This window comes from Moorena sp. SIO4A5, assembly GCF_010672005.1.
Taxonomy (GTDB): domain Bacteria; phylum Cyanobacteriota; class Cyanobacteriia; order Cyanobacteriales; family Coleofasciculaceae; genus Moorena.
The window spans coordinates 257,526-281,406 of sequence record NZ_JAAHHZ010000001.1; the positions used below are offsets into that span (position 1 = coordinate 257,526).

At 44.3% G+C, this 23,881-nt stretch carries 14 protein-coding genes and 14 tRNA genes; 9 read left to right on the forward strand and 19 right to left on the reverse strand.

The genetic code is table 11. The features are described from left to right. Positions 1–206 precede the first annotated feature (206 nt). From F6K57_RS01235 to F6K57_RS01245, 3 genes are all read left to right on the forward strand, one after another. Positions 207–1,847: an ATP-binding protein gene (locus F6K57_RS01235; protein WP_293064087.1), complete on the forward strand. Its 1,641-nt coding sequence runs from the start codon at positions 207–209 to the stop codon at positions 1,845–1,847. A 134-nt stretch (positions 1,848–1,981) separates the two neighbouring features. Further along, positions 1,982–3,598, forward strand: coding sequence for an iron uptake porin (locus tag F6K57_RS01240; protein ID WP_293023554.1), 1,617 nt, complete (start codon positions 1,982–1,984; stop codon positions 3,596–3,598). Between the two features lie 1,073 nt (positions 3,599–4,671). Further along, positions 4,672–5,988 carry a TMEM143 family protein gene (locus tag F6K57_RS01245; RefSeq protein ID WP_364300690.1) on the forward strand — a complete coding sequence of 439 codons (1,317 nt, stop codon included), beginning with the start codon at positions 4,672–4,674 and terminating at the stop codon, positions 5,986–5,988. Between the two features lie 411 nt (positions 5,989–6,399). Here the strand turns inward: F6K57_RS01245 and F6K57_RS01250 are convergent, their stop codons facing one another. After that, a complete protein-coding gene (locus tag F6K57_RS01250; protein WP_293064090.1) occupies positions 6,400–7,821 on the reverse strand; it encodes a GTP-binding protein in 1,422 nt (473 codons plus the stop codon). A 249-nt stretch (positions 7,822–8,070) separates the two neighbouring features. Here F6K57_RS01250 and F6K57_RS01255 point away from each other — a divergent pair, with 249 nt between their 5' ends. Beyond that, positions 8,071–9,081: a GAF domain-containing protein gene (locus F6K57_RS01255; RefSeq protein WP_293064093.1), complete on the forward strand. Its 1,011-nt coding sequence runs from the start codon at positions 8,071–8,073 to the stop codon at positions 9,079–9,081. Between the two features lie 288 nt (positions 9,082–9,369). Here F6K57_RS01255 and F6K57_RS01260 read toward each other — a convergent pair whose 3' ends face one another. The 18 genes from F6K57_RS01260 to F6K57_RS01345 form a co-directional block, all read right to left on the reverse strand. After that, a complete protein-coding gene (locus tag F6K57_RS01260) occupies positions 9,370–9,789 on the reverse strand; it encodes a hypothetical protein (protein WP_293041827.1) in 420 nt (139 codons plus the stop codon). Positions 9,790–9,918: 129 nt separating this feature from the next. Further along, the gene (locus tag F6K57_RS01265; protein WP_293041825.1) at positions 9,919–10,098 is read right to left on the reverse strand and encodes a hypothetical protein; all 180 of its coding nucleotides are present in this window, start codon (positions 10,096–10,098) and stop codon (positions 9,919–9,921) included. A 242-nt stretch (positions 10,099–10,340) separates the two neighbouring features. Next, a tRNA-His gene (locus F6K57_RS01270) sits at positions 10,341–10,414 on the reverse strand. A 171-nt stretch (positions 10,415–10,585) separates the two neighbouring features. After that, the gene (locus F6K57_RS01275; RefSeq protein ID WP_293064095.1) at positions 10,586–11,086 is read right to left on the reverse strand and encodes an NADAR family protein; all 501 of its coding nucleotides are present in this window, start codon (positions 11,084–11,086) and stop codon (positions 10,586–10,588) included. 396 nt (positions 11,087–11,482) lie between these two features. After that, a complete protein-coding gene (locus tag F6K57_RS01280; RefSeq protein ID WP_293023567.1) occupies positions 11,483–12,109 on the reverse strand; it encodes a hypothetical protein in 627 nt (208 codons plus the stop codon). Positions 12,110–12,541: 432 nt separating this feature from the next. After that, a tRNA-Met gene (locus F6K57_RS01285) sits at positions 12,542–12,618 on the reverse strand. Positions 12,619–12,620: 2 nt separating this feature from the next. Continuing rightward, positions 12,621–12,694 (reverse strand) — tRNA-Leu (locus F6K57_RS01290). Positions 12,695–12,780: 86 nt separating this feature from the next. Continuing rightward, positions 12,781–12,859, reverse strand: a tRNA-Leu gene (locus F6K57_RS01295). A gap of 3 nt (positions 12,860–12,862) precedes the next feature. Beyond that, positions 12,863–12,936: transfer RNA gene (locus tag F6K57_RS01300), tRNA-Leu, on the reverse strand. Positions 12,937–12,940: 4 nt separating this feature from the next. After that, a tRNA-Pro gene (locus F6K57_RS01305) sits at positions 12,941–13,014 on the reverse strand. A 1-nt stretch (position 13,015) separates the two neighbouring features. Next, positions 13,016–13,092 (reverse strand) — tRNA-Leu (locus tag F6K57_RS01310). A 113-nt stretch (positions 13,093–13,205) separates the two neighbouring features. Then, a tRNA-Gln gene (locus F6K57_RS01315) sits at positions 13,206–13,278 on the reverse strand. Positions 13,279–13,305: 27 nt separating this feature from the next. Next, positions 13,306–13,380 (reverse strand) — tRNA-Phe (locus F6K57_RS01320). A gap of 31 nt (positions 13,381–13,411) precedes the next feature. Next, a tRNA-Asn gene (locus F6K57_RS01325) sits at positions 13,412–13,484 on the reverse strand. A gap of 4 nt (positions 13,485–13,488) precedes the next feature. Next, positions 13,489–13,563: transfer RNA gene (locus F6K57_RS01330), tRNA-Glu, on the reverse strand. Between the two features lie 8 nt (positions 13,564–13,571). Then, a tRNA-Trp gene (locus F6K57_RS01335) sits at positions 13,572–13,642 on the reverse strand. Between the two features lie 4 nt (positions 13,643–13,646). Further along, positions 13,647–13,718, reverse strand: a tRNA-Ile gene (locus tag F6K57_RS01340). Between the two features lie 70 nt (positions 13,719–13,788). Continuing rightward, positions 13,789–13,862: transfer RNA gene (locus F6K57_RS01345), tRNA-Asp, on the reverse strand. Positions 13,863–14,425: 563 nt separating this feature from the next. On the opposite strand from F6K57_RS01345, the gene F6K57_RS01350 reads away from it, so the two are divergent. From F6K57_RS01350 to F6K57_RS01370, 5 genes are all read left to right on the forward strand, one after another. After that, positions 14,426–15,169, forward strand: a complete 744-nt coding sequence (locus F6K57_RS01350; protein WP_293023570.1) for an urease accessory protein UreF — start codon at positions 14,426–14,428, stop codon at positions 15,167–15,169. 642 nt (positions 15,170–15,811) lie between these two features. Further along, positions 15,812–17,065, forward strand: a complete 1,254-nt coding sequence (locus F6K57_RS01355) for a response regulator (RefSeq protein WP_293023573.1) — start codon at positions 15,812–15,814, stop codon at positions 17,063–17,065. A 239-nt stretch (positions 17,066–17,304) separates the two neighbouring features. Continuing rightward, positions 17,305–17,676 (forward strand): response regulator, encoded by a 372-nt coding sequence (locus F6K57_RS01360; RefSeq protein WP_293023576.1) that lies wholly within the window; start codon positions 17,305–17,307, stop codon positions 17,674–17,676. Between the two features lie 31 nt (positions 17,677–17,707). Next, positions 17,708–18,268, forward strand: coding sequence for a chemotaxis protein CheW (locus tag F6K57_RS01365; RefSeq protein ID WP_293023578.1), 561 nt, complete (start codon positions 17,708–17,710; stop codon positions 18,266–18,268). Further along, positions 18,265–23,607, forward strand: a complete 5,343-nt coding sequence (locus F6K57_RS01370) for a GAF domain-containing protein (RefSeq protein WP_293064099.1) — start codon at positions 18,265–18,267, stop codon at positions 23,605–23,607. The genes F6K57_RS01365 and F6K57_RS01370 overlap by 4 nt, the downstream gene beginning before the upstream one ends. Positions 23,608–23,881 lie beyond the last annotated feature (274 nt).

Below are 23,881 nucleotides of genomic sequence, written 5' to 3' on the forward strand. Positions count from 1 at the left end.
CATAAGGTTGATGTATTAATAAACACGCTTCGGCTCATCGGCTAACATTTGGCGAGATTTAAGCTTTGTCAGGGGAGAATTTCCAAGGATTTCACACTGGATGTCACCCTAACTCAGGGGCATCCAGAATCAGCTGGATCAATCAATTCCTAGCCAGTGCAAGCATTAGGCAGAAAGTTTTTGTTGGGTATGCACTCTCCATTGGTTTGGCAATTTTGGGAACAACGACTGGATTAGGGATTGGCCAGCATTACCAAAAGGCAGCACTGGCTGAACTCACTCGTTCCCAAAAACAAGAACATCTCCTGAAAAATTTACAAATCGCGATTTTAGACTTACGTTCCTATGCCTACTTAGGTGCGCTTGACCTTGGCGAATTAAATTCCCTAAAGGTGCGCGTTCGGGTCGCACCTCCTGTTGCTGTTCCCATGGAAGACCTACAGCTGGTTCAAGAGAAAATTGACCAAGCTCAGCAACTGCTGTTGGAAGCGGAAGAGTTTGTCAGAGAGTTTGAGACCTGTTCTCATACGAATACCAATCAGTTACTGGATTTAGTGAAGACCAACAGGATCATTATTGATGCCTACAAGACTCTGATTCAATCCCTGTTGTCGGAAATAGAGTCTGGAAACTTACCCTTAGGTGCGCTTAAACTTGCCCAAAGGCAACTGTTGGAACAGAACAATCCTGAATTAACCACTGCCCTAGAAAGCTTTTTTGAGAAGTCAGACCAGCTGATTAGAGCAGCTCAAGTCAAACAGACGCAAGCCTTGAGTGCCCTCAAGCGTGCTGAGCAGTGCTGCTTTGGGATCATCTACAGCAGTATGATCGCCTCAGTTGCGATCGCAATCCTATTAGCTATTCATACCAGTAATGCGATCGCACAGCGACTCAAAAGCCTGACTGAGATCACCGAACAGGTCAAACAGGAGTCTAACTTCACCCTGCAAGCACCAGTCACGACCCGAGATGAAGTGGGTGTCTTAGCCACTTCTCTCAATCAGCTGATTCACGGTATGGCTGACTACACCCACGAACTCCAGCAAACGGAAATCCAGCTGATTCAAAACGAAAAAATGTCCAGTTTGGGTACTATGGTGGCTGGTATTGCCCATGAAATGAACAATCCGATCAACTTTATCTACGGCAATCTGTTCTTTGCCAGTGATTATATTGAGGATTTACTCTCTCTGGTGGAACTCTATCAGCAGTATTATCCCAACCCTGACCCAGAGATTCAAAATCAGCTAGAAGAGATTGATCTGGAATTTTTGGCCCAAGACTTGCCTAAAATCATCGCTTCCATGAAAGGGGGAGCTGAGCGCATTCGTGAAATTGTGCTTTCGATGAGGAATTTTTCCCGATTGGATGAAGCCAAGATCAAACCGGTTAACATCCATGAAGGAATTGACAATACCCTCGTTCTGCTCAGCAACCGTCTCAAGCCAGGGATTGAGGTGATCAAGCAGTATGGGGATTTACCTTTGGTGGATTGCTACCCAGCTCAACTGAATCAGGTATTTATGAGTATCTTGGAAAATGCCCTTGATGCTATAGAACACAAGAGTGTCGAATCTTGCCCATCCCCAGTCTTCACCATTCGGATTCAAACTGAGCTAGTTGACCAAAACTGGGTAGTTATCCGAATCGCTGACAATGGCCCTGGGATTGCCGCAGCAATTAAAGACCGGATCTTTGACCCATTTTTCACTACCAAAGACCCAGGTAAGGGAACTGGCTTGGGACTGGCCATTAGCTACCAAATTATTACCCACCATCGGGGGAAAATTGAGGTGGCTTCAGAACCTGGTCAGGGAGCCGAGTTTGTCATTAGTTTGCCAATATAGTTGTGCCTAGGTGCTGACAGAGTACTGTCACGAGTCAACTATATAAGTAATATTTTGTATCAAAGACTACAAACACCTGGTCAGAGCTTTGTTACTTTCATCCATTAGACTGATGACAGGTGTGAGTGAGAACAATGAATAAACAATTACGCTCGATGTTACTGATGAGTCCATTGATGTTGGTATCCCAATGGGCAGCATCTGAGGTTGCGATCGCACAAGAGGTTTCAGAAATCATTGATTCAGTAAACCGGTCGCAAATGCCTGCACAATCAAAGCAGGTGTCGGTTGATAAACTCATCAAACAGAGTAAACAAGAGTCAGCTTCCATGGGTCAAGTCACCAGTGTTTCCCAACTGCGTGATGTATCTCCTGGAGACTGGGCTTATGAAGCGCTACGGAGTTTAGTAGAGCGCTACGGTTGTATTGCAGGATACCCCAATCGCACGTTTCGTGGGAATCGGGCAACAACCCGGTATGAATTTGCCGCTGGTTTAAATGCTTGCTTGAACCAAATTGAGCGTTTAATTGCTGCGTCTACCGCTGATTTTATCACTCGTGAAGACTTAGAAACCCTGCAACGGCTGATTCAGGAGTTTGAATCAGAATTGGCTACTCTCGGTGCACGAGTCGATAACTTAGAAGGACGGGTGGCATTTTTAGAAGACCATCAGTTTTCTACCACCACCAAGCTAGAAGGGGAAGTGGTCTTCTCTATTGCCAACGCCTTTGGTGAAGACAGTGACAACCAAGTCGTGTTCCAAGACCGGGTACGTTTAGCGTTTGTCTCCAGTTTCACCGGTAAAGATGCGCTCTACACCCGTCTGGATGCCGGTAATGCAGCTACCTTTGATGGCACAGACCAAGGTGCCTTTACTTACAGCTTTGACAGCGGCAACGATCTGGGTATTGGTTGGCTAGCCTACTACTTCCCGATTGGGGATAATATTGATGTTTATCTGCCAGCTGCGTTTCCCCTTTGGCAAGATTTCGTCCCCACCATCAGCCCCTACCTGGATGACTTCACTGGTGCTAGTGGTGTTCTTTCCAGCTATGCTGAATCTAGCCCCATCTATAAAATTGGTTTAGGCGCAGGTGGTGGACTAGGCATCAACTTTAGCCTCGCCGATGCGGTAGTATTGAGTGCAGGTTACTTTGGTGGCAATTCCTTTGACCCCTCTGAAGGTCAGGGTTTATTCAATGGTGAGTTTTCTGCCTTAGGTCAGCTGACATTTTCCCCTAGCGACAGCTTCCAGTTAGCCTTCACCTACGTTCGTGCCTACTTCAATGACTTTGATGATGGCAACGCTATCTTTGATACAGGTGTCGGAACTGAAAACGCCAGGGCACCCTTTGGTGATGGAGCAGATGTCACTGCCAACACTAACTCCTACGGCGTAGAAGCCTCTTTTCGATTCTCTCCCAATTTAGTAATTAATGCCTATGGTGGCTACACCGATGCTGAACAAGCTTCTGGTGGCAATGGTGATGCTGAGATTTGGTACTACGGTCTAGGACTAGCATTACCAGACTTTGGCAAAGAAGGTAACTTACTTGGTATAATCGCTGGTTCTGAGCCTTATGTTGGTGGTGATGATGATACCGCCATTCATGTTGAAGGCTTCTACAAGTATCAGGTAAATGATAATATCTCGATTACTCCCGGATTAATCTGGATTGCTGCTCCCTTTGGAGACAGTGATAACGAGGATGTCGTGATTGGTGCTTTGAGAACTACATTCAAATTCTAAGACCTAATCCCAAGTCCGGTTAATTACTTATAATACGGTAGAGCTCATGGCTGTGACTTTAAAATTGAAAATTGACAATTAAAAATTGAAAATTGTTAACTTTAAAGTCACGAAAAGCCAAAAATTATAAGAACTTAACCGGGCTCGGGATCAGCACATTATTGAGAGGTTTTAAGATTTTTTTCAGTTTGTTTAAGGTTGTTTAAGCCGCTTCAGCTAGCTAAAGATTTTCGCTATTGTGTGGATGAAATCGATTACTACTCCAGTCCCCCAGATATGTGGATAGCATTGCTGACGCTAGTAATGATTTAGAAATTGCTGTCAAAGCTTTATCTTATCGAATTATTTATTATTAATTTGCTTCAATTATTGTGACTAATAAGGGAGTGAGCGCTCACTGTCTAAGAAATTGCGATCGCTTCAAAGTCCTCTATGCAGAATCTTGGTCATTTGTCAATCAATACCGGGTATTAAGCTTTTTTAAGATTTTTGTTGTTGCTGTTTAAGCTGCTTACCCTTGGTTCTACTATAAATGAATCACTTAAATCCAGATATCCTTTTCACCCTAATCCCCACCAAGCCGACTTGGCTGGTGTAGCCATCCCTGATCATGCTTAGGGGAAAAGGATAAGTTCGTAGCAACATGATCACAATAAAAAAACCGAGCCAGCAATTAATGTTGGATCAACTTAACAAAAGTCAACGAATTACCGATATCAATTCTGACATAACTTCCCAATCGAAAAGCTGGAAACAGCTCAGCTGGTTAGATCATAAGCTAACCCAGACTAACCTGGTCTGGCGGTTGTGGGTTATTTTGATGATAGTAGTTACTCATCGCTTAAGCAATCCTAGACAATTCCAATCCTAAGGCTGAACAACTTTTCGGAAGCTTCTAGCCTAGACCACTGATTTAAAAAAATATCAATTTTAGTCCTGGCGAGTTGTTACCTTTCCAGGATTGGCTGGTAACTCTATAACTATAGCTCCAGTCGATTTGTTAGTTAACCGGTGCTCATGCTCTAACCAACATAATTTTATTAATGTGAACTATACAGCAGTTTAGTGGCACAATGATGGCTATATATCAAGACCGGGAAGCCTTTATCCCTTACCGTCGAACCGATCTGATCGAACTTTGTCTTCAAGATGGAAAACTTGACCCTACCAACTCCCAGAAGTTTCGGGATTTTTGTGAAATTCTGTCAGCCTATTATCATTTTCAGTTCCATCAAACCCTGGAGAATTTAAAGGATAACTTTGCTCCTTTTAATCCTGATGCTGATACCAAGTCGATCAAGGAATTGACTCCAAATCAGAAGAGTCAGATGGAAACTAAATTGATATCGACATTAACAACTCTCCTGAAAAGTGCCAATTACTTTCCCTTACCGAAAAATCTCCTACAACAGGCTGTGTCAGAACACTCCTTGATTGAACTAAAGACTGATATAGATTTTGATGACTTTGAGGACATGGTTTGCTATGGTAGAGGAGATAAATCTAAAATTTATTTTTTGAAAAAACTTTTAAAGCCAAGTGAACAAAAAATTGAAATCTATGAACGAGTAGTTTTATTGATTAAATTTAAAGATAAAAATTATTTTGAATCAAAAAAATCAAAAAAACTCAAAACTCAAAACTTTGTACCCGGTAAAATGTATGTTTATCTCTATGGCAATATTCCCAAATTTGATCTAGAATTCTTATTTCCAAATGTTAAAATAGGAATGACCTGGAAAGACCGCCTATTATTTGGTTTACCTGCCATTGGAGCTGCCATTCCTCTTTTGGTCAAAGTTCTTCCCCAACTTATCTTTATCTTGGGGATAATTTTGTTCGCTATGGGAGTGGAAAGCTTCAGAATTGACCAGGAAAAATCCCATGATATTATGGCTGTACTGCTCACTACTTTATCTGTGGTGATCGCCTTCGGGGGATTTGCCTTTAAGCAGTACAAAAGTTATCAAAATAAGCAGATTAAATTTCAAAAAAGTGTTACCGAGACCCTTTTATTCAAAAATTTAGCCATTAATGCTGGTGTGTTTAAGTCTTTGATTGATGACGCTGAAGAGGAAGAATGTAAGGAGATTATTCTAGTTTATTATCACTTATTAACTAGTCAAAAGCTGCTTAACACTAAAGAGTTGGATGACCAAATTGAAGCATGGATGGATGATAAATTTGACACCAAAATTGACTTTGATATCAATAATTGCCTGCGTAACCTGGAAGAGATACAGGGCAAAATTGATAAGGATAACCTAGAACAAGGGACTAGATGTCCAATCCCTCTGCTGACCTATGATCACCAAGGTCGTTGTCAAGTGTTACCTCTACAGGAGGCTAAAACCTTGATCGATTATGTTTGGGATAATGCATTTGGTTAACCATTTTTAGTCTCCTCTAAGATTAATGGTTCATGGTTCATGGCAACTGTACTAATGAACCATGGAAAATGAATCATGGATAATGAAGCAGCCCACAACCCCCATAATCAGTTTGGAACACCAACCGATGGTCTAGCTCAACACATAGACAAGTTTCACGTCTGAAGGTGCCACATTGGCAGGCTGCTGACTGTCTGGTTGTGTTAGGTTTGCAATTAGGTGAAGCAATAAAGTGAGCATGGCGGCTTGAATTAGTCTTTTGAACATGAGTGTTCTCCTGAATCCCGATTGGCTGGCAGTAATTTTTCTCTCTTGAATATCTACACATGCCCAATCTACGACTCCGGTAAAAAACTTGCCAGGTGTAAAATTTAGGTAAAATTAGGGAAAAGGTTAAGGAATTAAGTTTTATCACTCTCCTAGCTGTCTTTCCAATTCTTGCCGCAGACGAAAAACAATAGTGTCTGGCTCCACCCGGTCTAGAATTTCTTTAATGACGGTACTTGCTCCTAGTGGTCCGAAAGAGCAACCTTGTTCGAGATAAACCTGTGCCGCTTGACCAACAGCATAAGCCCCATAACCCGCAATTCCAGCTTGGGTAATTGCTGCCCCAGCAAAGGCACCCAAGCCACTCGGACCGATAACTACTGATGCACTCTTACCTACACCAAAAAGCACACTGGTACCCAGTTCACCTAGCAGTAAGCCTCCAGAACTGATCAAAATCTTTTGCCATAGCTTACCTGCTTCATAGCTAGTCATGGGTAGACCATACAGCCGCGCTAGAGAACGAATCATCACCAAGTCAGTCACAGTACCCCCTAAAACATCTAAAATTCCAATCGGATTGAGGGCGACTGCTAGTGCTTTGTACTTGGCAAACTGCCAGATTAAGTCTTCTGCTTCCGTTTTGTGTAACTCAATGGCTTTTTTGCCAATAGTATTCTGAGCATTGCGGGCTTGAAATAGAGCGTTGAGGGCTAAAAGTGATCGCCCTTCTCGGTTAAGTAGACTGAAAATTTTCTGTTTAAGCTGATCCACATTCGGAGGTGGAGTTTCCCATTCATAAGTCACTCTACCATCAGGCCACTCTACCCGTACTTCCATAGAAGCTGGTTCTGCTGCCACTAGGACAATCTCATCCGCTGACAACATCTTTTGTAAACGCCGATCCTTGGGACTACCGGTACCCAGTTGTTGCAACTGTTGATAAATTGCCTCCCGGTCTTGTTCTGGATAGAGGTCAATTTTGTTAAATACCAAGATTAGAGGCTTTTGGCTTTGCCGCAGTTCACAAAGAGCTTGATATTCAGTGCGAGTGATATCACCAGCCACCACAAATAAAATTAAATCGGCTTGGGATACCACCTCCCGCGCCATCTGCGCCTTGACTTCCCCATGGATTTCGTCCAATCCTGGCGTATCAATCAACTCCAAGAGGACTTCACTGTCGGACCTAGGTGTCCACTGTACTGACTTCGGCCATTGAGTGACACCGTGAATCGGACCAGTTTTAAGAATTTTTTGTCCCACCAAAGCATTAATTACCGCTGACTTACCACGACTAACCAAACCAAAAGCGGCAATGCGAATCAATCCTTGGTCAAGTTTGTCTAAGCTAGACTGCAAAACCTCTAATTCAGTTTGCAGCAAGGCTTGCATTTCCACATCAGCAGGATTCCCCTGGGACCGATGAAAATTGCTGTACCAGGACAAGGCTTGCTGTAAACTGGCACGAGTGCGGTTGAAGAGACTTTTCTGCTGGTTGTTGGTACCATAGGATGTTTGATTACCAGCAGCTGGTTTAGATTGGGAAGAGCGAGGATAACTCAAGGTTAAATAGGGAAAGACGAGTTACAGTTACTATTTTGACCTAACCGTTGATGAGAAAATACCCATTATCCGATCGCAATTACCTGATACCAAGTTGCAGTCAAAGAATAAACAAAAAGGAATTGGGAAGAGCGGAAAATTCCCCCAAGTCCTCCTGATCCCATAGGTAAATTAAACGTCAGAAACGCAACTTGCTATAAGCCTGTAGACTAATGTGGGATTGGCGCAGGCTGATTGATGGAGGTAACTATGAGTGATCTGAATAAATCTAAACAACAGCTGATTCAGGAATTGAAAGCACTGCGCCGACAAGTGGATCAACTTAAAGCTACACGAATTGTCTTCAGTGCTCAACATCAGCTATTTAAAACCTATGGCACCATAATGCAAACAGCCTCTGGCTCCCTGATGCTTAGAGCTTTGTTACAAGATATACTCCACGTTGCTGGTCGCCTCACTAAGGCAGAGGAGAGTAGCCTGTTTTTACTCAATACTGATGGTGTGGTCACTGAGAGTATTCTAGCTCGCGGTGCAACCCTCCCACGATATAAAAAGCAGATCATTGGTCAGGTTCTAGACCAAGGTTTAGCTGGTTGGGTTAGCCGCCATCGCCAAGTTGGGGTGATCACGGACACTATGGATGATCAGCGCTGGCTTACCTTACCTGATCAGCCCTATCAAGTACGCTCAGTATTAGCTGTACCTATTCTCAGGGGCAAGAGGTTATTAGGCATTATCACCCTAATGCATTCCCAGCCGGGACACTTTGGTGCTAAATCTGCCCGTTTAATGGAAATGACTGCTGAGTCCATGGCTTTGATCGTAGAGAATGCTCAACTCCACAGTCAACAACAACAGCTAGGACAACAGTCTCCTCAGAACTATCAAGTTTTATCCCCACCCAATCAGCTCACTGATAGTTCAGATAATTTTTCTTCCCTGGGAATTTACATAATTTATAGTAAAGGGAATTTTCTCTATGTTAATCCCAAAATGGCAGAAATTTTTGGCTATTCCTTTGGTGAACTGATTTCTCGGCAATCTTTACTACAAGTGGTGGCAGAAGACAAGCGTAAATTTGTGGATGAGCGAATAACTCATTGTCTTCAGGGTCAGGGTAAAAATCTCTACTTTACCTTTCCTGGTCAGTGTAAAGATGGCAGCAAGATTGACGTAGAAATTTATGGATCCCGAACTAAATTATACGGTAAGTTAGTTATCATTGGAGCTTTGCGAATACTTAATAATTTAAGGGGTTAGGCTCTATTTTATCAGCTATAGTGTGTTGGATAGACTGATACTATTGCCGTGATTTATAATCACCGCCAGGTTTTAAAAATTAGGTTCTTCAGTACCTGCTATGCGCTCATTTCAAGTTAAAAAACTCATAAAGCTTACTATACAAAGGTTTTGATGCTATTTAATTAACAAAATTTTCTAAATACTGTCTCTTTCCACTGCTCCCTGCTCCCTGCTCCCTGCTCCCTTTGCCAAAGTGTTAATTTAGCATAACAAGTACGGAAGAGCCAAAAATTATTGATAGTGTGTCTAATTCTTCGATAGTTTACGGCTGATTCGCTTAATATTTCTGGAACGGCTAGCAATGGTTGCTGTACCTTTACCGATTTGTACAAATACTTTACCAGAGAAAAGATTACTGAGGGCTGGGCGTTGGTAAACTACAAACTCATCTAGCTTTGATGTTTCCTCAAACCCCATCTCGGTCAGAGCATCCTGGAGAGCAGCGCTAAAAACTTTCTTACTCTTGAATTCTAGGGATACTGTAACGGTTCGATTGAAGTAGGTACCTAATAAACCACCGATTAAGCCAAAAATTACACCGACACTATAGGGCATCCCTGTCACCAGACTTAGCCTCAAAACTTGCGATGAAAAGACAGTGGTAATTAGGGTTGTGCAGGTGAAGTAGTACAAAAATGTTATTAATAAACCAGGACCAAGCTGCATAGAAATTTCCTTTGATATTATAACTATACATTTGCCATCAGTTTAAGACATTTTGAATCTGTTTCAACTGTTTTTTCCTTTAGCGATCGCGCTCTGCTGCCCATCTCTATCTTCCCAGAGAGGTAAATCTCAGTCTCTATCCAGGGATGGATGATAAAATTCTTGGGGTAGTAGTAGGAGTAACATACCTTCGTCTAGCTGATCAAATGCTTCACAGGGGTTGATCAGGTTAGCGTTCGCGTAGCGTGGCCATAGGCCAATCGCTTTTAGCGGAAGCTTTGCTTCATCGCGTGTAGAAGGGAAATCCACCAGGGAGGTACTGCCCCTCCTACCACTGCGTTATCAGCACAGTGCCTCGCTTTTCGGCTTCTGGTGGTTAGAGGAAGATGGAGGACTCGAACCCCTACAACATCGCTGCCATACCACGGTTTTCAAGACCGATTGCCGTCCACTCGGCGGCATCTTCCTTAAGGTGCGCTTTCCGTGATGGCGAACGCGCCCCGCGTGACCTACGGTCAAGGGATTGCTCGCCATCACGGGTCGCACCTAAGGGTGTCTGACGGGACTTGAACCCGTTATGACTGGTTCCACAAACCAGCGCCGCGACCACTTTGGCTTCAGACACCACGTTGTTTAAAACAATACAAATTCCTAATTATTTAGTCCTAATTACAGCGTTTTTCATAATGATGAGGTATACAGGTTTTTTTCCCTGTTCCCTGTTCCCTGTTCCCTGTTCCCTGTTCCCTGCTCCCTGCTCCCTGCTCCCTTTTTCTATCAATCCTCTGTTCACAACTCAAAGAAAAATGCTATCGTTAGCATCAAGTTGCTTGTCACGCAATATTGCTCTGACTGTCATTAAAATCTCTCCCAGTTTATTTTTCCCACTACCATCAGCACCACAACCCCAGTAATAATCTATGGGTGAATTCTCAACAATTACCTGATCACCTGTAGCAAGTAGTAACTGGCGAAGATCACCATGGGTTTCAAATTTTTGTAACACTCCTCGCTGCATAATCTCATCTTTGACTTTTTCCCAATCATCACGAAGAGGATGAGAGCGATTGGCCGTAGGCCACGCTACGCGAACGCGTCCCATTTTTGCTGCTTCCTTTGGTGTTTTTGCCTCACGGATTTTGTCATACCAAGAGGAATCAGTGGTCACAAATTTTTGGGCTTGGAAGAAATGCTCACTAGTCACCCACCACAATTTATCTAGCTCAAAGCCATGTCGGGAGAAGTTGGAAAAACAACCATAGGGTTTTTGGCGAGTACCGTAAAAATAGATTGTCATAATCGTGGCGTTGCTGAATTAAGGAATGAATGCGCGATCATTTGGTTTTATTAAAGCCCCCTAAATCCCCCAATTCTGGGGGACTTTGATAGTTTTGTTACCCCCAGAATTGGGGGGCTAGGGGGGCAAAACCATACGCATAATCAGCAACGCCATAATCGTTGCTGAATAATGAGAATGCTGACCACTCAGCCAGGTGGAAACCTCAAGGTTTTATGGAACCTACAACCATAGTCCCTGGATTTTATCGATGGTTGACCTTTATGGTTTGAAGGTTGATCAGCTAAGGTTTGATGATTGAGGTTTAAGGGTTAACCGTTAACCTTTGACCTTTAAATTTAGAAAGAAAAAACCATAAATTTAGAGATTTTCGAGTGACCAACACGTCTCACCATTTTAATCGGGAATTTCGATCATTGTCCTGGCATTGCTGATCGAGAGTACTCGATCAACTGTTGACTTGAACTGTTCAATAAAGGTTTGTCGTCTCTCAAGTTCTTCAGCCAGGTTAGTGGGATCGAGTAGTTCAACCCCTTCTCTAGCTAGAAAGCTATCTGCCAAGGATTGATACTTCTGTGAACCAACGGATGCATTCTGTCCTAGCACTTCCAGAGCTAGTTTATCAAGTCTTTCTTTGACTCGTGCTTGTGCCATCTTATAGTGATTCAGGGTTTTAGTATATGCTGACTGCATAGTACCGATAACTGCTTCATAATACCTGATAAACATCTTCATCTCAATGGCTTCTGCCACAGTCATCTCTTGGTCAGCAACCGTAACCATTGTAGAAGCATTGGATAAGACAATTACTCTCTTGATCGTCCGTCGTCTGGCAATCAGAGCATCCACTTTTTGCAAAGCCGCTTTAGCTTTTATCTCATAATCTTCTCGTGATTTGAAGCCTGTTGGCACTTGACCGACTTCAACCACAGAAATTAAGGTGTTGTTGTCCAAAGCTGCTCTGGCTGAGTCAATGCGCTTTTCCAGCAAGGTCAACTCTGCTAGAGCATCTGTGACAGTCATAGTTGTCATTTTACCCTCCTTATCTCTTCATTGGTATCTCCTAGCTAATCACTTGTAAACCCTGCTGTTATTTAACTTATTAGGTAAACATAGTATTTATATAAAAAGGGAACAGGGAACAGGGAACAGGGAACAGGGAACAGTAGTAAAGAGCTCTTTTTTTTAAATTATGAACAATTAGCAAGATTGTTCAGGTTCTATTGATAACTATTAAAATCAGGTAAATCGTTACTTTTTATTGGTTGTTTGTTACTTGAAAAATTTAAATTTACGAACTCCTTTAAATGATAAGTATTCAAGCAGAGATGATAAGCTGATGTGCATTTAAATTGGTTATTCCCCGTTCCCTATTCCCTGATCCGAAGTTCCCTTTGAACAATTTAGGTATCCCAATCTAAATGCTGAACAGCTTATGACATCATGCCTGCAAATTGGTGGCAGGGGTGAGAATTGCACTCACTGATTTCCAGGGTATGAACCTGGCGAGCCTACTCTTGCTCCATCCCTGCGATACCCCTGACTGGATTTGAACCAGCAACACCTAGGTTCTAAGCCTAGAGCCTCTGCCAATTGGGCTACAGGGGTTTGGATCCGAGGGGCAGAATTTGCGCTTATGACCAATTGACTGTTGGTCAACTGGACTAAACCAAACTGCGCCACATCTGGATAATTGGTACTCCCGACAGGATTTGAACCTGTAAAAAAACTAGAATCTCGGTCTAGTGCGTCTACCAATTCCGCCACGGGAGCGTATACCCCTGGCAGGATTTGAACCTGCAAAACACTCGTTCTGGGGGAGTGATGTCTACCAATTGCATCACAGGGGTAAAGTCGGGGTGACAGGATTTGAACCTGCGACATCTTGCTCCCAAAGCAAGCGCGCTACCAAACTGCGCTACACCCCGTTGGTACTCCTGGTGGGAGTCGAACCCACAACTGACCGTTTTTAAAACGGTCGCCTCTGCCAATTGGGCTACAGGAGCATATTTGATACCAAGTTGCTATCAAAATTGATTTGGGTTAAAGGTTAAAGGTTAAAGGTTGAAGGTTAACCTTCAACCAGTTAACCTTCAACCGGTTAACCTTCAACAATAGAATGCCGGAGTTGGACTCGAACCAACTTCTCCGTGATTCAGAGTCACGGCGACTTGCCAATCGTCCATCCGGCATTTAGCACTTGCAATAGCAAGTGACAGTCCCCCAAGGTCGGCATCGAACCGACGACCTCTCGCTTTTCAGGCGAGCGCTCTACCCAACTGAGCTACCGGGGGATACAAAGGATAAAAATGAAACCCCTCCTGACTGCCCTGGCAGGGATCGAACCCGCGACCATCGAGTTAACAGCTCGCTGCTCTTCCAACTGAGCTACAGGGCATTCATCGTGCCGACGGGGATCGAACCCGCAATCACCTGCTTGAAAGGCAGGTGGCTTAACCAAATTTGCCTACGGCACGGCAAATAGCGCGGAGACTGAGATTTGAACTCAGATCAACGGTTTTGGAGACCGTCATGTTGCCAGTTACACCATCTCCGTAGGTCGCAGCGGCGGGACTCGAACCCGCACTCTCCTGGTTATGAGCCAGGTGCTCTACCTTTGAGCTACGCTGCTAGGTCACTAATTGGAGTCACTGATTGGAGCAGGATTTGCACCTGCAACCGATAAAAGCGACTGCAAAGAGCGAGGCTGACGGGAATCGAACCCGCGACTTCCTGTTCGACAGACAGGCGCTCTGACCATCTGAGCTACAGCCCCAGGACTTGAACAGTTTATCCGTTCGACTTTAGATAAATCTCTGGGTTTACTCTGTGGGGAATCAACCCAAGGGTCCATCCCCACGTGATGAGCAAACACAGTTATATCCAAACATGAATCAAAAGGTATGTTACATATTTAGTTGTCAAGGTTCCGTGTAAGCTTTTGGATTCGAGCTTTTTGACTCTTTCCTCTGCGCTATGTTTTTATGCTACAACAATACTACAAGCGGTGTCAAGGGTTTGGGCAAACTTTTTTTGGAAATTTTTAGGAGTTATGTGGATAGCCCCAGAAAACAATATATGTAGTGTTTTTATATAAAACTAAACACTATATGTATATTTAGGGGGGGTAAGTCCTAATTGCCAGAGGGGCAAGGGATGGTTTAACGGATGTAATGGATGACAGGATCGAGCAGATCTCGATCAGGAGAAACTTGTTAATAAGTTGTTCCTAGTCCCCCTTCCCCCTCTTCGGTCTCTTCTTCAATCCTCAAAGAGCGTGGGATGCCGATTAGGTATGATGTACAGACAGTGCACTATGGCAATGAATAACAAGCAAGAATGCATTTAGATCCCCTAGTCCCTAATTCTTTGTTGAATCTTTTGCAACTGGCTAGTCCCGTACTACCAGTGGGTGCTTACGGCTATTCTGAGGGTTTGGAAACATTAGTTGATATTGGTGTGATTCACAACCAGGCTACTCTGGACCAGTGGCTAGAGCATCAACTGCGCTATGGAGCCATTCGATTAGAAGCTTATGTTATAGTCCGAGCTTACGAAAGTTATGGCAAAGGGGATTTAGAGGGTTTGAACTACTGGAATGCTTGGGTAAGTGCTGCTAAGGAAACTTCTGAATTGCGATCGCAAAGTTGGCAGATGGGTAACTCGTTGATACGGTTACTGCTCGATTTGCACCCATCCACTGAAACTATTGTCCAGACGACCGATGTAACCTCTCAAGAAAATCTAATCTCTCTACACGATGTAGCATCAGCTGTGGGTCAACCCTGTAATTATGCGATCGCGTTTGGGATTGGGGCTGCTCACTGGCAGATTGACATTACAGCTACAGTCTTAGGTTACTTACATAGCTGGGCATCTAATGTCATCGGTGCTGGGGTCAAATTGATTCCCCTTGGTCAAACCGTTGGTCAACAGCTACTGCTAGCACTCAACCATAGACTTACTCTGACAACCGAAGATGTTTTAACTTTGGCGGATGAAAAATTAAGTAGTTGTGGCTGGGGATTAGCCCTGGCAAGTATGGCTCACGAAACTCAGTACACACGATTATTTCGCAGTTAATTCTTTTGAAAATAAATAATCCTTTTTTTAAAGACTTAATAAAGTTAGCTAGATTTTGTTGCTGATGTTACTGAGAGATGCTAGATTTTCTAGTTAGCAAAGTATACTACGACAATTAGCGTATCTTAAGACTTATATCCTAGTTATGATTAAGGCAGAATAAATAAAGTTAAGTTTAATTAATTTTATTTAAAAAACAACCTTAATGAAGCTAAAATTTATCAAGGTCAGCTACTAATTTACCTTCAGTTTGGCTAACAGAGTTTTGCTTATGGTTAGTGAAACTCGATAATGGTGCATCTCCACAACCCTGGCTTGACTTGTCTGCTAACATTACCAGTTTGGTGCATTTCTACAAAACCAGGACTTAGGCAAAACTGGGCGACAAACCATATAATTTGTTACAAATAGAGTTGCTGCGTAAGTTCTGAAAACTATACACAATATCAGGATTCACAATATTATAATTCACAATATTACCTATTAGGTTTCTAGGGTTGTAGGGATTAATTAAAACAGTAAATATTGACAACATCGGTGCTAATATAGGTGCTATAAAAATAGTAATATTACTTGTTAAAGATTAATTTTTAATTGTTAGTTAATAGTTACTAATTTTGCTATATATCAATAGAGACACCAATGACTACTCACAAAGTATTGACCACCGACAAACTGGCACAACAGATTCAAGCTTGCGCAAAGGCGCAATTGACTGGTCGGTTGGAGATTGAAGATCCCCAAGGTCAGCAGTGGACTCTTTTTTTCCACTTCGGTCGTTTGAGTGGCGGTGCTAGTAAAATGCATCCCATTCGTCGTTGGTGTCGGCAGTTGTCTGTACACTGCCCAGAACTATCAGCTGATCCTGTGTGTCAGGGGTCACCGGCTCAGCCGGTGTATTGGGATTACAAATCTCTAGCAGAACTAGTCAGAGAGGGGAAAGTACCGCTCAGACAGATGAGGTCAGTTGTTGCTGGCAACTGTACGGAAATACTCTTCGATATCATCCAACGGCAGGAACAACTCCGCTGTGGTTCATCAGAGCAACTAACTTACAGGCAGATTCCTCAAGACACTATTGATTCAACATCTGATTCAACCTTTGATTCAACCTTTGATTCAAGGTTGGTAGTAATTCGAGCTTCACAGATTTGGCAACAGGCAATGCTTGCTTGGGAGCCTTGGCAAGAGGCTGGTTTGGTAGATATTTCCCCTTCTTTGGCTCCGGTGATCTGGGATGCTGACAAATTGCGACAGCAGACCTCATTACTGGCCTACCACAACCTGACTACCTTAGTGGATGGCGATCGCACTTTGAGGGATTTAGCTTTGACGTTGAAACAGAATCTTTTGGCTCTGGCCCAATCAATCATGCCCTACATCCGAGTACAGGTGATGGGTCTGATCGAGGTTGGGGACTGGCGCTGTGATACTCACTTTACTAAAGCCACTAACCCAATGCCAGAAAATGCTCGAAGGTTTGGAGGACCAGTTCAGACATTACCAGCTAGTCCCTTGGTAGTTTATATCGAAGACAGCCACATCGATCGGCTGACCATGAGTCAAATTCTTGCCAATGCTGGTTATCGATTTATCAATGTTCAAGACCCTATCAAAGCCTTGCCGACCTTGCTAAAGCACAAACCACAGCTGATCTTCTTGGATTTGGTGATGCCGGTTTTAAACGGCTATGAAGTCTGTGCACAAATTCGTCGGGTTTCGGTGTTTCAAGACACGCCAGTGATTATGGTCACCAGTAATGACGGAATTGTAGACCGAGTGCGGGCCAAGATGGTCGGTTCTACAGACTTTTTAGCAAAGCCTATTACTCGGTCAAAGGTATTGACAATTCTCCAGAGGCATCTCGGGGTTAGTCGTAATATCCTGTCCAGTTGACTACTTACTTTAATACTTTAGTAAAGGGAACAGGGAGTAGGGAGTAGGTAACTTTCTATAAAAACTTATCACAATTAATTTACTATACCTACTATACCTATTCAATTAATTGAATTATTGTTATTTTATTTTTAAGCTTATAAATTCAAAGTTATGGTAATTAGTTTAAACTAAAAAAAATGATTAACACTAAAAAACAAAAGAATTGTAATTAACATCATCAATAAGCAAAAAAAAATATGACTACAGTCCTTTTGGTTGAAGATAGTTTGACGGAAAATGAGATTCTAAGTTGTTACCTCAGAGAAGCTGGTCTCAACGTAGTTAGTGTCACCAGTAGTGAGGATGCCCAGATTAAACTCCAGTCCCAGAAACCAGATTTAGTGATTGTCGATGTGATTTTGCCAGGACAAAGCGGGTTTGAACTGTGCCGGGAACTCAAAACTAATTCCAACACCCAAATCATTCCAGTTGTGATTTGCTCAACTAAAGGAACTGATGCCGACAAACTCTGGGGTTCAATGCTGGGAGCTGATGCCTATTTACCTAAACCGATAAAGCAGCAAGAACTAATACAAACAATCCAGCAATTGTTAGGCATTAGGCATTAGGCATTAAGTATTAGGTATTAGGTATTAGGTAATGTTAAACTCCCTTGACCCAGTGGTAACACAAACCAATCTTGACCTACTGAACTTAGATCCACTAACCCCAGAAACCCGAGTGCGGTTGCTGCGTTTTCCTCTTGGAAAAGATGACAGTGTTCTGTTGCCCCTAGAGCAGATTACAGAAATTATCAGGGTGAATGTGCCGGAGGTTCTGCTGGTGCCGGAAATGCCCAGTTGCATTTTGGGAATTGGTAATTGGCGTTCAGAAATGCTCTGGTTGGTAGACCTAAACCAGCTGGTTGGCTATCCACCTCTGTCGAAGCTTGGGCAAGTTTCGGTATCTCCTGTGGCAATAGTAGTTCAGGTCAATGACCAGTCTTTGGGTCTGGTGGTATCCCATGTTAATGATATTGAGTTACATGAATTGGAGCAACTCCAGCCACCGACTCCTGGTTTATTTCCTCCTAAGCTATTGCCTTTTCTCCTGGGGTACCTACCTGGGGATGGCGGTGCAGTTTTGGATGTCATGGCTATTACTCAATGTCCCCTATGGCAGACACATCAACGAGGGGACTCTTGGGGAGGAGAGTCTTGAGGTTTTTCGACTTAGCCTCCTCCGAGATCTGGCAATTGATCAGGGCAATTATGATGAGTTTTGATCAACCAAATCAATCCCATCAAACCAATTATGACTGCTTGACAAGCTGGTCACTAACTCTGCCCATTGAACAGTCTATTGGAAGAGTTACTACCGACTCGATTGCCTCTGAACTGCCATCATGGTCGGCAATTTTACCATTATCAGATGTTGAAAAAAACGAAACTATAACTATGCCACAATTTGATCAATCTGAGGAAATACTCAGTTCTAAGTCCCAACTCAATCAATCATCGAGTAATGGCAATGGCAAGGGGACACCTACCGGGGTTCAGTTTCACCTAGCCGTGGATATTGAGCAACACTGCAAGGGTGAGCGGCAGTGGTTATTCAACCTGGCCACCCAGATGCGCAAAGCAGAAACTAGTGATGCCCTGTTGAGAACCACAGTGACTGAGGTTAGTCAGCGTTTACGGGTAGACCGAGCCTTGATTTTTCGCTTCCAGTCCGAGAATCGGGGTACAGTGCTAGTTGAGTCGATGGTGGGTGGCTATACTCCCAGTCAGGGGGAGTACCTACCAGTGATTGCTTTTGGGGCTGAGAATCGGTCAGCCTACGAGCAACAGGAAGTTATAGCCCTTAATGATATTAATGACCGGGCTGTTAGTCCTTTTCAACTCCAACTACTGGAACGATTCCAGGTCAAAGCCAGCTTAAGTCTACCGATTTTGATCGAAGGGCAATTGTGGGGCTTACTAGTGGTGCAGCAATGTTCTGGTTCCCGGGAATGGCAGGAAGCTGACATTAGTCTGCTCTACCAAGTTGTTACTGAACTGAGGCTGAGTCTACAGCCAGTGGAATTGAGTAACCGATGGCGAGAGCAGGTGAAGCAGGAAAAGGTCTTGGCTCAAATCTTGGGCACAATTCCACCGTCTTCTGATCCCAATATTGCCCTGGGCAACATTTGCCACGAACTGCGCCTGTTTTTCAAGGCTGATCGGGTAGTGGTTTATCGCTTCAATCCTGACTGGAGTGGTGAATTTGTGGCTGAGTCAGTTGCAGAGGGTTGGGTGAGCCTGCTCCAAGACCAAAAGCAAAATCCTAACCTGACATCACCAGATCTATTTTCCTCTAGGCGCTGTACGGTCAAGCAAATCGGATCGGTGGCCAGCCCTACTACCGATACCTATTTAAAGCAGACACAAGGGGGCAGCTATTTCAAACGTAAGCAGGTAGAGCGAGTTGACGACATCTATGCCGCTGGTTTTTCACAGTGCTACATTGAAACCTTAGAAAAATACCAGACCAATGCTTATATTATCGCCCCAATCTTTGATGGTGAACACCTCTGGGGCTTATTTGCCGTTTACCAGAACTCTCGCCCTCGGCGCTGGCAAGATAGTGACGTCGTGCTGCTGTCACTAGTCAGTGACCGTCTCAGTAATATTCTCAAGCAATTGGACATTACAGCCCAGCTACAGGAGAAATCGGAGCAACTGGATATTGCGGTTAAGGGGGAACACATAGCAAGTCGCTTCCTTGATAAGATACTTAAGAGTTCCGACATCAACAGTGTTTTCCAGACCGCTACTCAAGAAATCCGGCAGCAGCTGAAGTGCGATCGCGTGGCTGTTTATCGCTTCAATCCTGACTGGAGTGGTGAGTTTGTGGCTGAAGATGTGGCACACGGTTGGATACCGTTAGTTGAACCGAGTATTAAAAAAGTCTGGCGCGATACCTATTTGGAGGAAACCGAAGGCGGTCGGTATCGCCACAATGAAACCTTAGCCATTGATGACATTTACAAGGTTGGTTACGATCAATGTCACATAGACCTGTTAGAGCAATTTCAGGCTAAAGCTTATGTGATTGTACCGATTCTGCAAGGGGAAACCCTCTGGGGTTTCCTCGCAGCTTACCAGAACAATGGCCCTCGTCACTGGCAGAAAATGGAGGTGGGTATACTGGCTCAGATGGGCCGACAATTTGGGGTTGGCCTCCAGCAAACGGAGTATATTGAACAACTGCGAGCAAAATCCAAGCAACTGCTATTGGCTGCAGACCTAGAAAAATCAGCAGTCAAAGTCATCAACAAAATCCGGCAATCTCGGAAACTGGAGACGATTTTCAAGACCACAACCATAGAAATTCGTAAGCTCCTGATGGCTGACCGGGTCGGTCTGTTTCGCTTTGACCCTGACTCCGATTATAACGATGGAGAGTTGGTGTCTGAAGATGTGGTCAATGGGTACGATGGGATCCTGGGTAAGAAGGTTCACGACCATTGCTTTAGTCAACAGTATTCCCAGCACTATGTCGAAGGGCGAGTACACGCAGTTGCTGATATCTACAATGGGGATCTTGGCGATTGCTACATTGAGCTGCTAACTCAGTTTCAAGTCCGGGCTAACCTGGTGGTGCCATTGCGTAAAGGGCTTGAACTGTGGGGATTTTTATGCATTCACCAATGCAGTAAGCCCCGTCAATGGCAGGAGTATGAGATTGATTTTGCCAAGCAGATTGCCCTACACTTTGAAGTTGCCCTACAACAAACAGAGTACCTGGCGCAAGTCGAGGCCAAATCTACCCAGGTCGCTAAAATCGCAGGGATGGAGCGAGCGGTAGTTGGAATCATCAACAAGATCCGTCAGTCTCGAAACCTAGATACCATTTTCAAGACAACCGCTATCGAAATGCGCAAGCTTCTTCAGGTTGACCGGGTGGGTGTATTTAAGTTTTACCCTAACTCTGGCTTTGATGATGGGGAATTGGTATCTGAGGATGTGGCATCAGGCTACCATGCCATGCTAGGAATCAAAGTTAACGACCACTGCTTTGGTGAACAGTATGCCCCTCACTACACCGAAGGACGTGTGCAAGCAGTTGCTGATGTCTACAATGCGGGTTTAAGCGATTGCCATATTGAGCTGCTGGCTCAGTTCCAAGTCCGGGCTAATCTGGTTGTGCCCCTACTTCTTGCACCTGATTTGTGGGGATTGTTGTGCATTCACCAATGCAGTAAGCCCCGTCAATGGCAGGAGTATGAGATTGATTTTGCCAAGCAGATTGCCCTGCACTTTGGGGTAGCGCTACAGCAATTGAGCTACCTGGATCAAGTGGAGGCCAAATCTCACCAGCTTGCCCAAGCTGCTGTGCGGGAGCGAGTAGTAGCAAGCCTTAGCAACCATTTGTCCCAGTCTGTAGATGTTTATAGTATCTTCCAGAGTATTACCAAAGAGTTGCGGCAAGTGTTGGGAGCTGACCGGGTAGTAATCTATCGCTTCAACTCCGACTGGAGTGGTGAGTTTGTGGCTGAATCGGTTGCCCCTGGCTGGATTTCCCTAATCACTGAACAAGAAAGAGACGACCGCCTGAAGGTGGATACAACGGCTTATGAGCGCTGCCAAGTTACAGCCCTGAGTGTTAATTCTCTGTCTAATGTTGATACCTGCTTGCAAGAAACCCAGGGTGGAGAGTTCGCCCGAGGTGACCGCTTCAAGAAGGTTGATGACATCTATGCCATGGGTTTCGCTCCCTGCTACATCAACACTCTGGAACAATACCAAGCCAGGGCATATCTGATTATGCCAATTTTCCAAAGTGACAAGCTCTGGGGGCTGCTGGCGGCTTACCAAAATACGGGACCCCGTCAGTGGCAAGATACCGATGTCACCCTCATGCTCCAAATTAGTAATTCCCTGGGATTAGCCTTGCAGCGATCCCATTACCTAGATCAGTTACGAGCCCAATCTACCCAACTCACCAAAGCGGCTCAAATTGCTCAGGGGGTAACCAAAATAGTTGGTAAGCTGTTTCAGTCTCGGGATGTAAATACAATCTATCGTATCACAACCCAAGAAATCCGGCAGCTGCTCAAATGCGATCGCGTAGCCCTCTATCACTTCAATCCTGATTGGACTGGTCAGTTTGTGGCTGAGGCAGTTGCAACTGGTTGGTTAGCATGGGTGGGAGCAGATATCAAAGCCTTCTGGCCCGATACTTATCTACAAGACACCCAGGGAGGTCGGTATCGCAATCGTGAAAGCGTGGCCGTTGATGACATTTACACCTTTGGTTATTCTGACGGTTACCTAGAAACCTTAGAGCAATATGAGGTTAAGGCTTATATGCTGGCACCGATTTTTATACAAGGAACCTTATGGGGTTTACTGGGTACCTACCAAAATACTGGTCCTCGTGACTGGCAAGAGTTTGAACTCAACGCCCTGGCTCAGATTGCGGTGCAAGTAGGGGCAGCCCTGCAACAGGCTGAGTATCTCGCACAAATCCAAAACCAGTCCCAGCAGCTGACCGATGCCGCACAACGGGAGAAAGCCGACAAAGAAGCAGTACAGCGGGAGGTAATGCAGTTGCTCTCAGCAGTGCGACCAGCTCTAGAAGGAGACCTCACCGTCCGAGCTCCGGTAACCAACAATGAAGTAGGTACCATTGCTGATGCCTACAACAACACCTTACAAAGCCTGCGCCGGATTGTGACTCAAGTCCAGCAAGCTTCCAGGAAAGTTGCCCAAACGTCTGTTGACAGGGAATCCTCCATTGCCAAGCTCACAGCCCAAGCCCAGCAGCAATTTATGGCTCTCGGTCAAGCCTTAGAGAACATCCAGACCATGGTTAATTCTACAGAAGCTGTAGGTGAGAGTGCTCAACAGGTAGAAGTAGCAGTCCAAACCGCTAACCAAACCCTCCAAGCAGGGGATGCCGCCATGAACCGTACCGTAGATGGAATTCTCGAAATCCGGGAGACAGTGGCAGAAACCAGCAAACGGCTCAAGCGCCTGAGCGAATCGTCCCAGAAGGTTTCGAGGGTGGTAAACCTGATTAGCAACTTTACGAATCAGACCCAATTGCTAGCGTTGAATGCAGCCATTGAAGCTACAAGGGCTGGTGAGTATGGACGGGGTTTTGTAGTTGTTGCCGATGAAGTACGTTCTCTAGCCCGTCAGTCAGCGGAAGCCACCACTGAGATCGAGCAGTTGGTGCAGGAGATCCAGAAGAGTACCGCTGAGGTTTCTACAGCCATGGATAAAGGTATTCAACAGGTTGCCCAAGGAACCGCAATGGTACAAGATACCCGTCTCACTCTCAATGCCATTGTTGAAGCCACCAGCCAAATCAGCCAGCTTGTAGAGGGTATTACCCAAGCCACCCAGGTACAGACCGAAGAGTTCCAATCCGTGACCCAAACCATGACTGAAGTTGCAGGAATTGCCAACAAAACTTCTGAGGATGCCATGGAAATTTCTACGTCTTTCCAAGAACTCCTAGCCATGGCTCAGAATCTTCAAGCCAGTGCTGACCAGTTCAAGGTTGAGTAGTCATTTGCCTTGCTAAAATTCATTTTAAATGCGTTTTAGCATGCCTTTTGCATGCATGCTAAAGGGGACTGGGATATATCTTTTTTATTTGATTTCAGGCTATAGACATTTTCAATGCACAAAATTTTTATTAAAACTAGCAAAATTTTTATTCAATAAAATTTTGCTAGTTTTAATAAAAAATCACTAATAATACGAGCATTTTTTAGTATAATCAGGTAGAGATAATTTTTTGATTTTATCCCGATTCCCGATTCCCGATTCCCGATTCCCG

What these genes read in the sequence shown, in the direction of transcription:
- F6K57_RS01240 (WP_293023554.1), top strand. Translation starts at nt 1,982, where the DNA reads ATGAATAAACAATTACGCTCGATGTTACTGATGAGTCCATTGATGTTG.
- F6K57_RS01245 (WP_364300690.1), top strand. Translation starts at nt 4,672, where the DNA reads ATGATGGCTATATATCAAGACCGGGAAGCCTTTATCCCTTACCGTCGA.
- F6K57_RS01255 (WP_293064093.1), top strand. Translation starts at nt 8,071, where the DNA reads ATGAGTGATCTGAATAAATCTAAACAACAGCTGATTCAGGAATTGAAA.
- F6K57_RS01260 (WP_293041827.1), bottom strand. Translation starts at nt 9,789, where the DNA reads ATGCAGCTTGGTCCTGGTTTATTAATAACATTTTTGTACTACTTCACC.
- F6K57_RS01275 (WP_293064095.1), bottom strand. Translation starts at nt 11,086, where the DNA reads ATGACAATCTATTTTTACGGTACTCGCCAAAAACCCTATGGTTGTTTT.
- F6K57_RS01280 (WP_293023567.1), bottom strand. Translation starts at nt 12,109, where the DNA reads ATGACTGTCACAGATGCTCTAGCAGAGTTGACCTTGCTGGAAAAGCGC.
- F6K57_RS01350 (WP_293023570.1), top strand. Translation starts at nt 14,426, where the DNA reads ATGCATTTAGATCCCCTAGTCCCTAATTCTTTGTTGAATCTTTTGCAA.
- F6K57_RS01355 (WP_293023573.1), top strand. Translation starts at nt 15,812, where the DNA reads ATGACTACTCACAAAGTATTGACCACCGACAAACTGGCACAACAGATT.
- F6K57_RS01360 (WP_293023576.1), top strand. Translation starts at nt 17,305, where the DNA reads ATGACTACAGTCCTTTTGGTTGAAGATAGTTTGACGGAAAATGAGATT.
- F6K57_RS01365 (WP_293023578.1), top strand. Translation starts at nt 17,708, where the DNA reads ATGTTAAACTCCCTTGACCCAGTGGTAACACAAACCAATCTTGACCTA.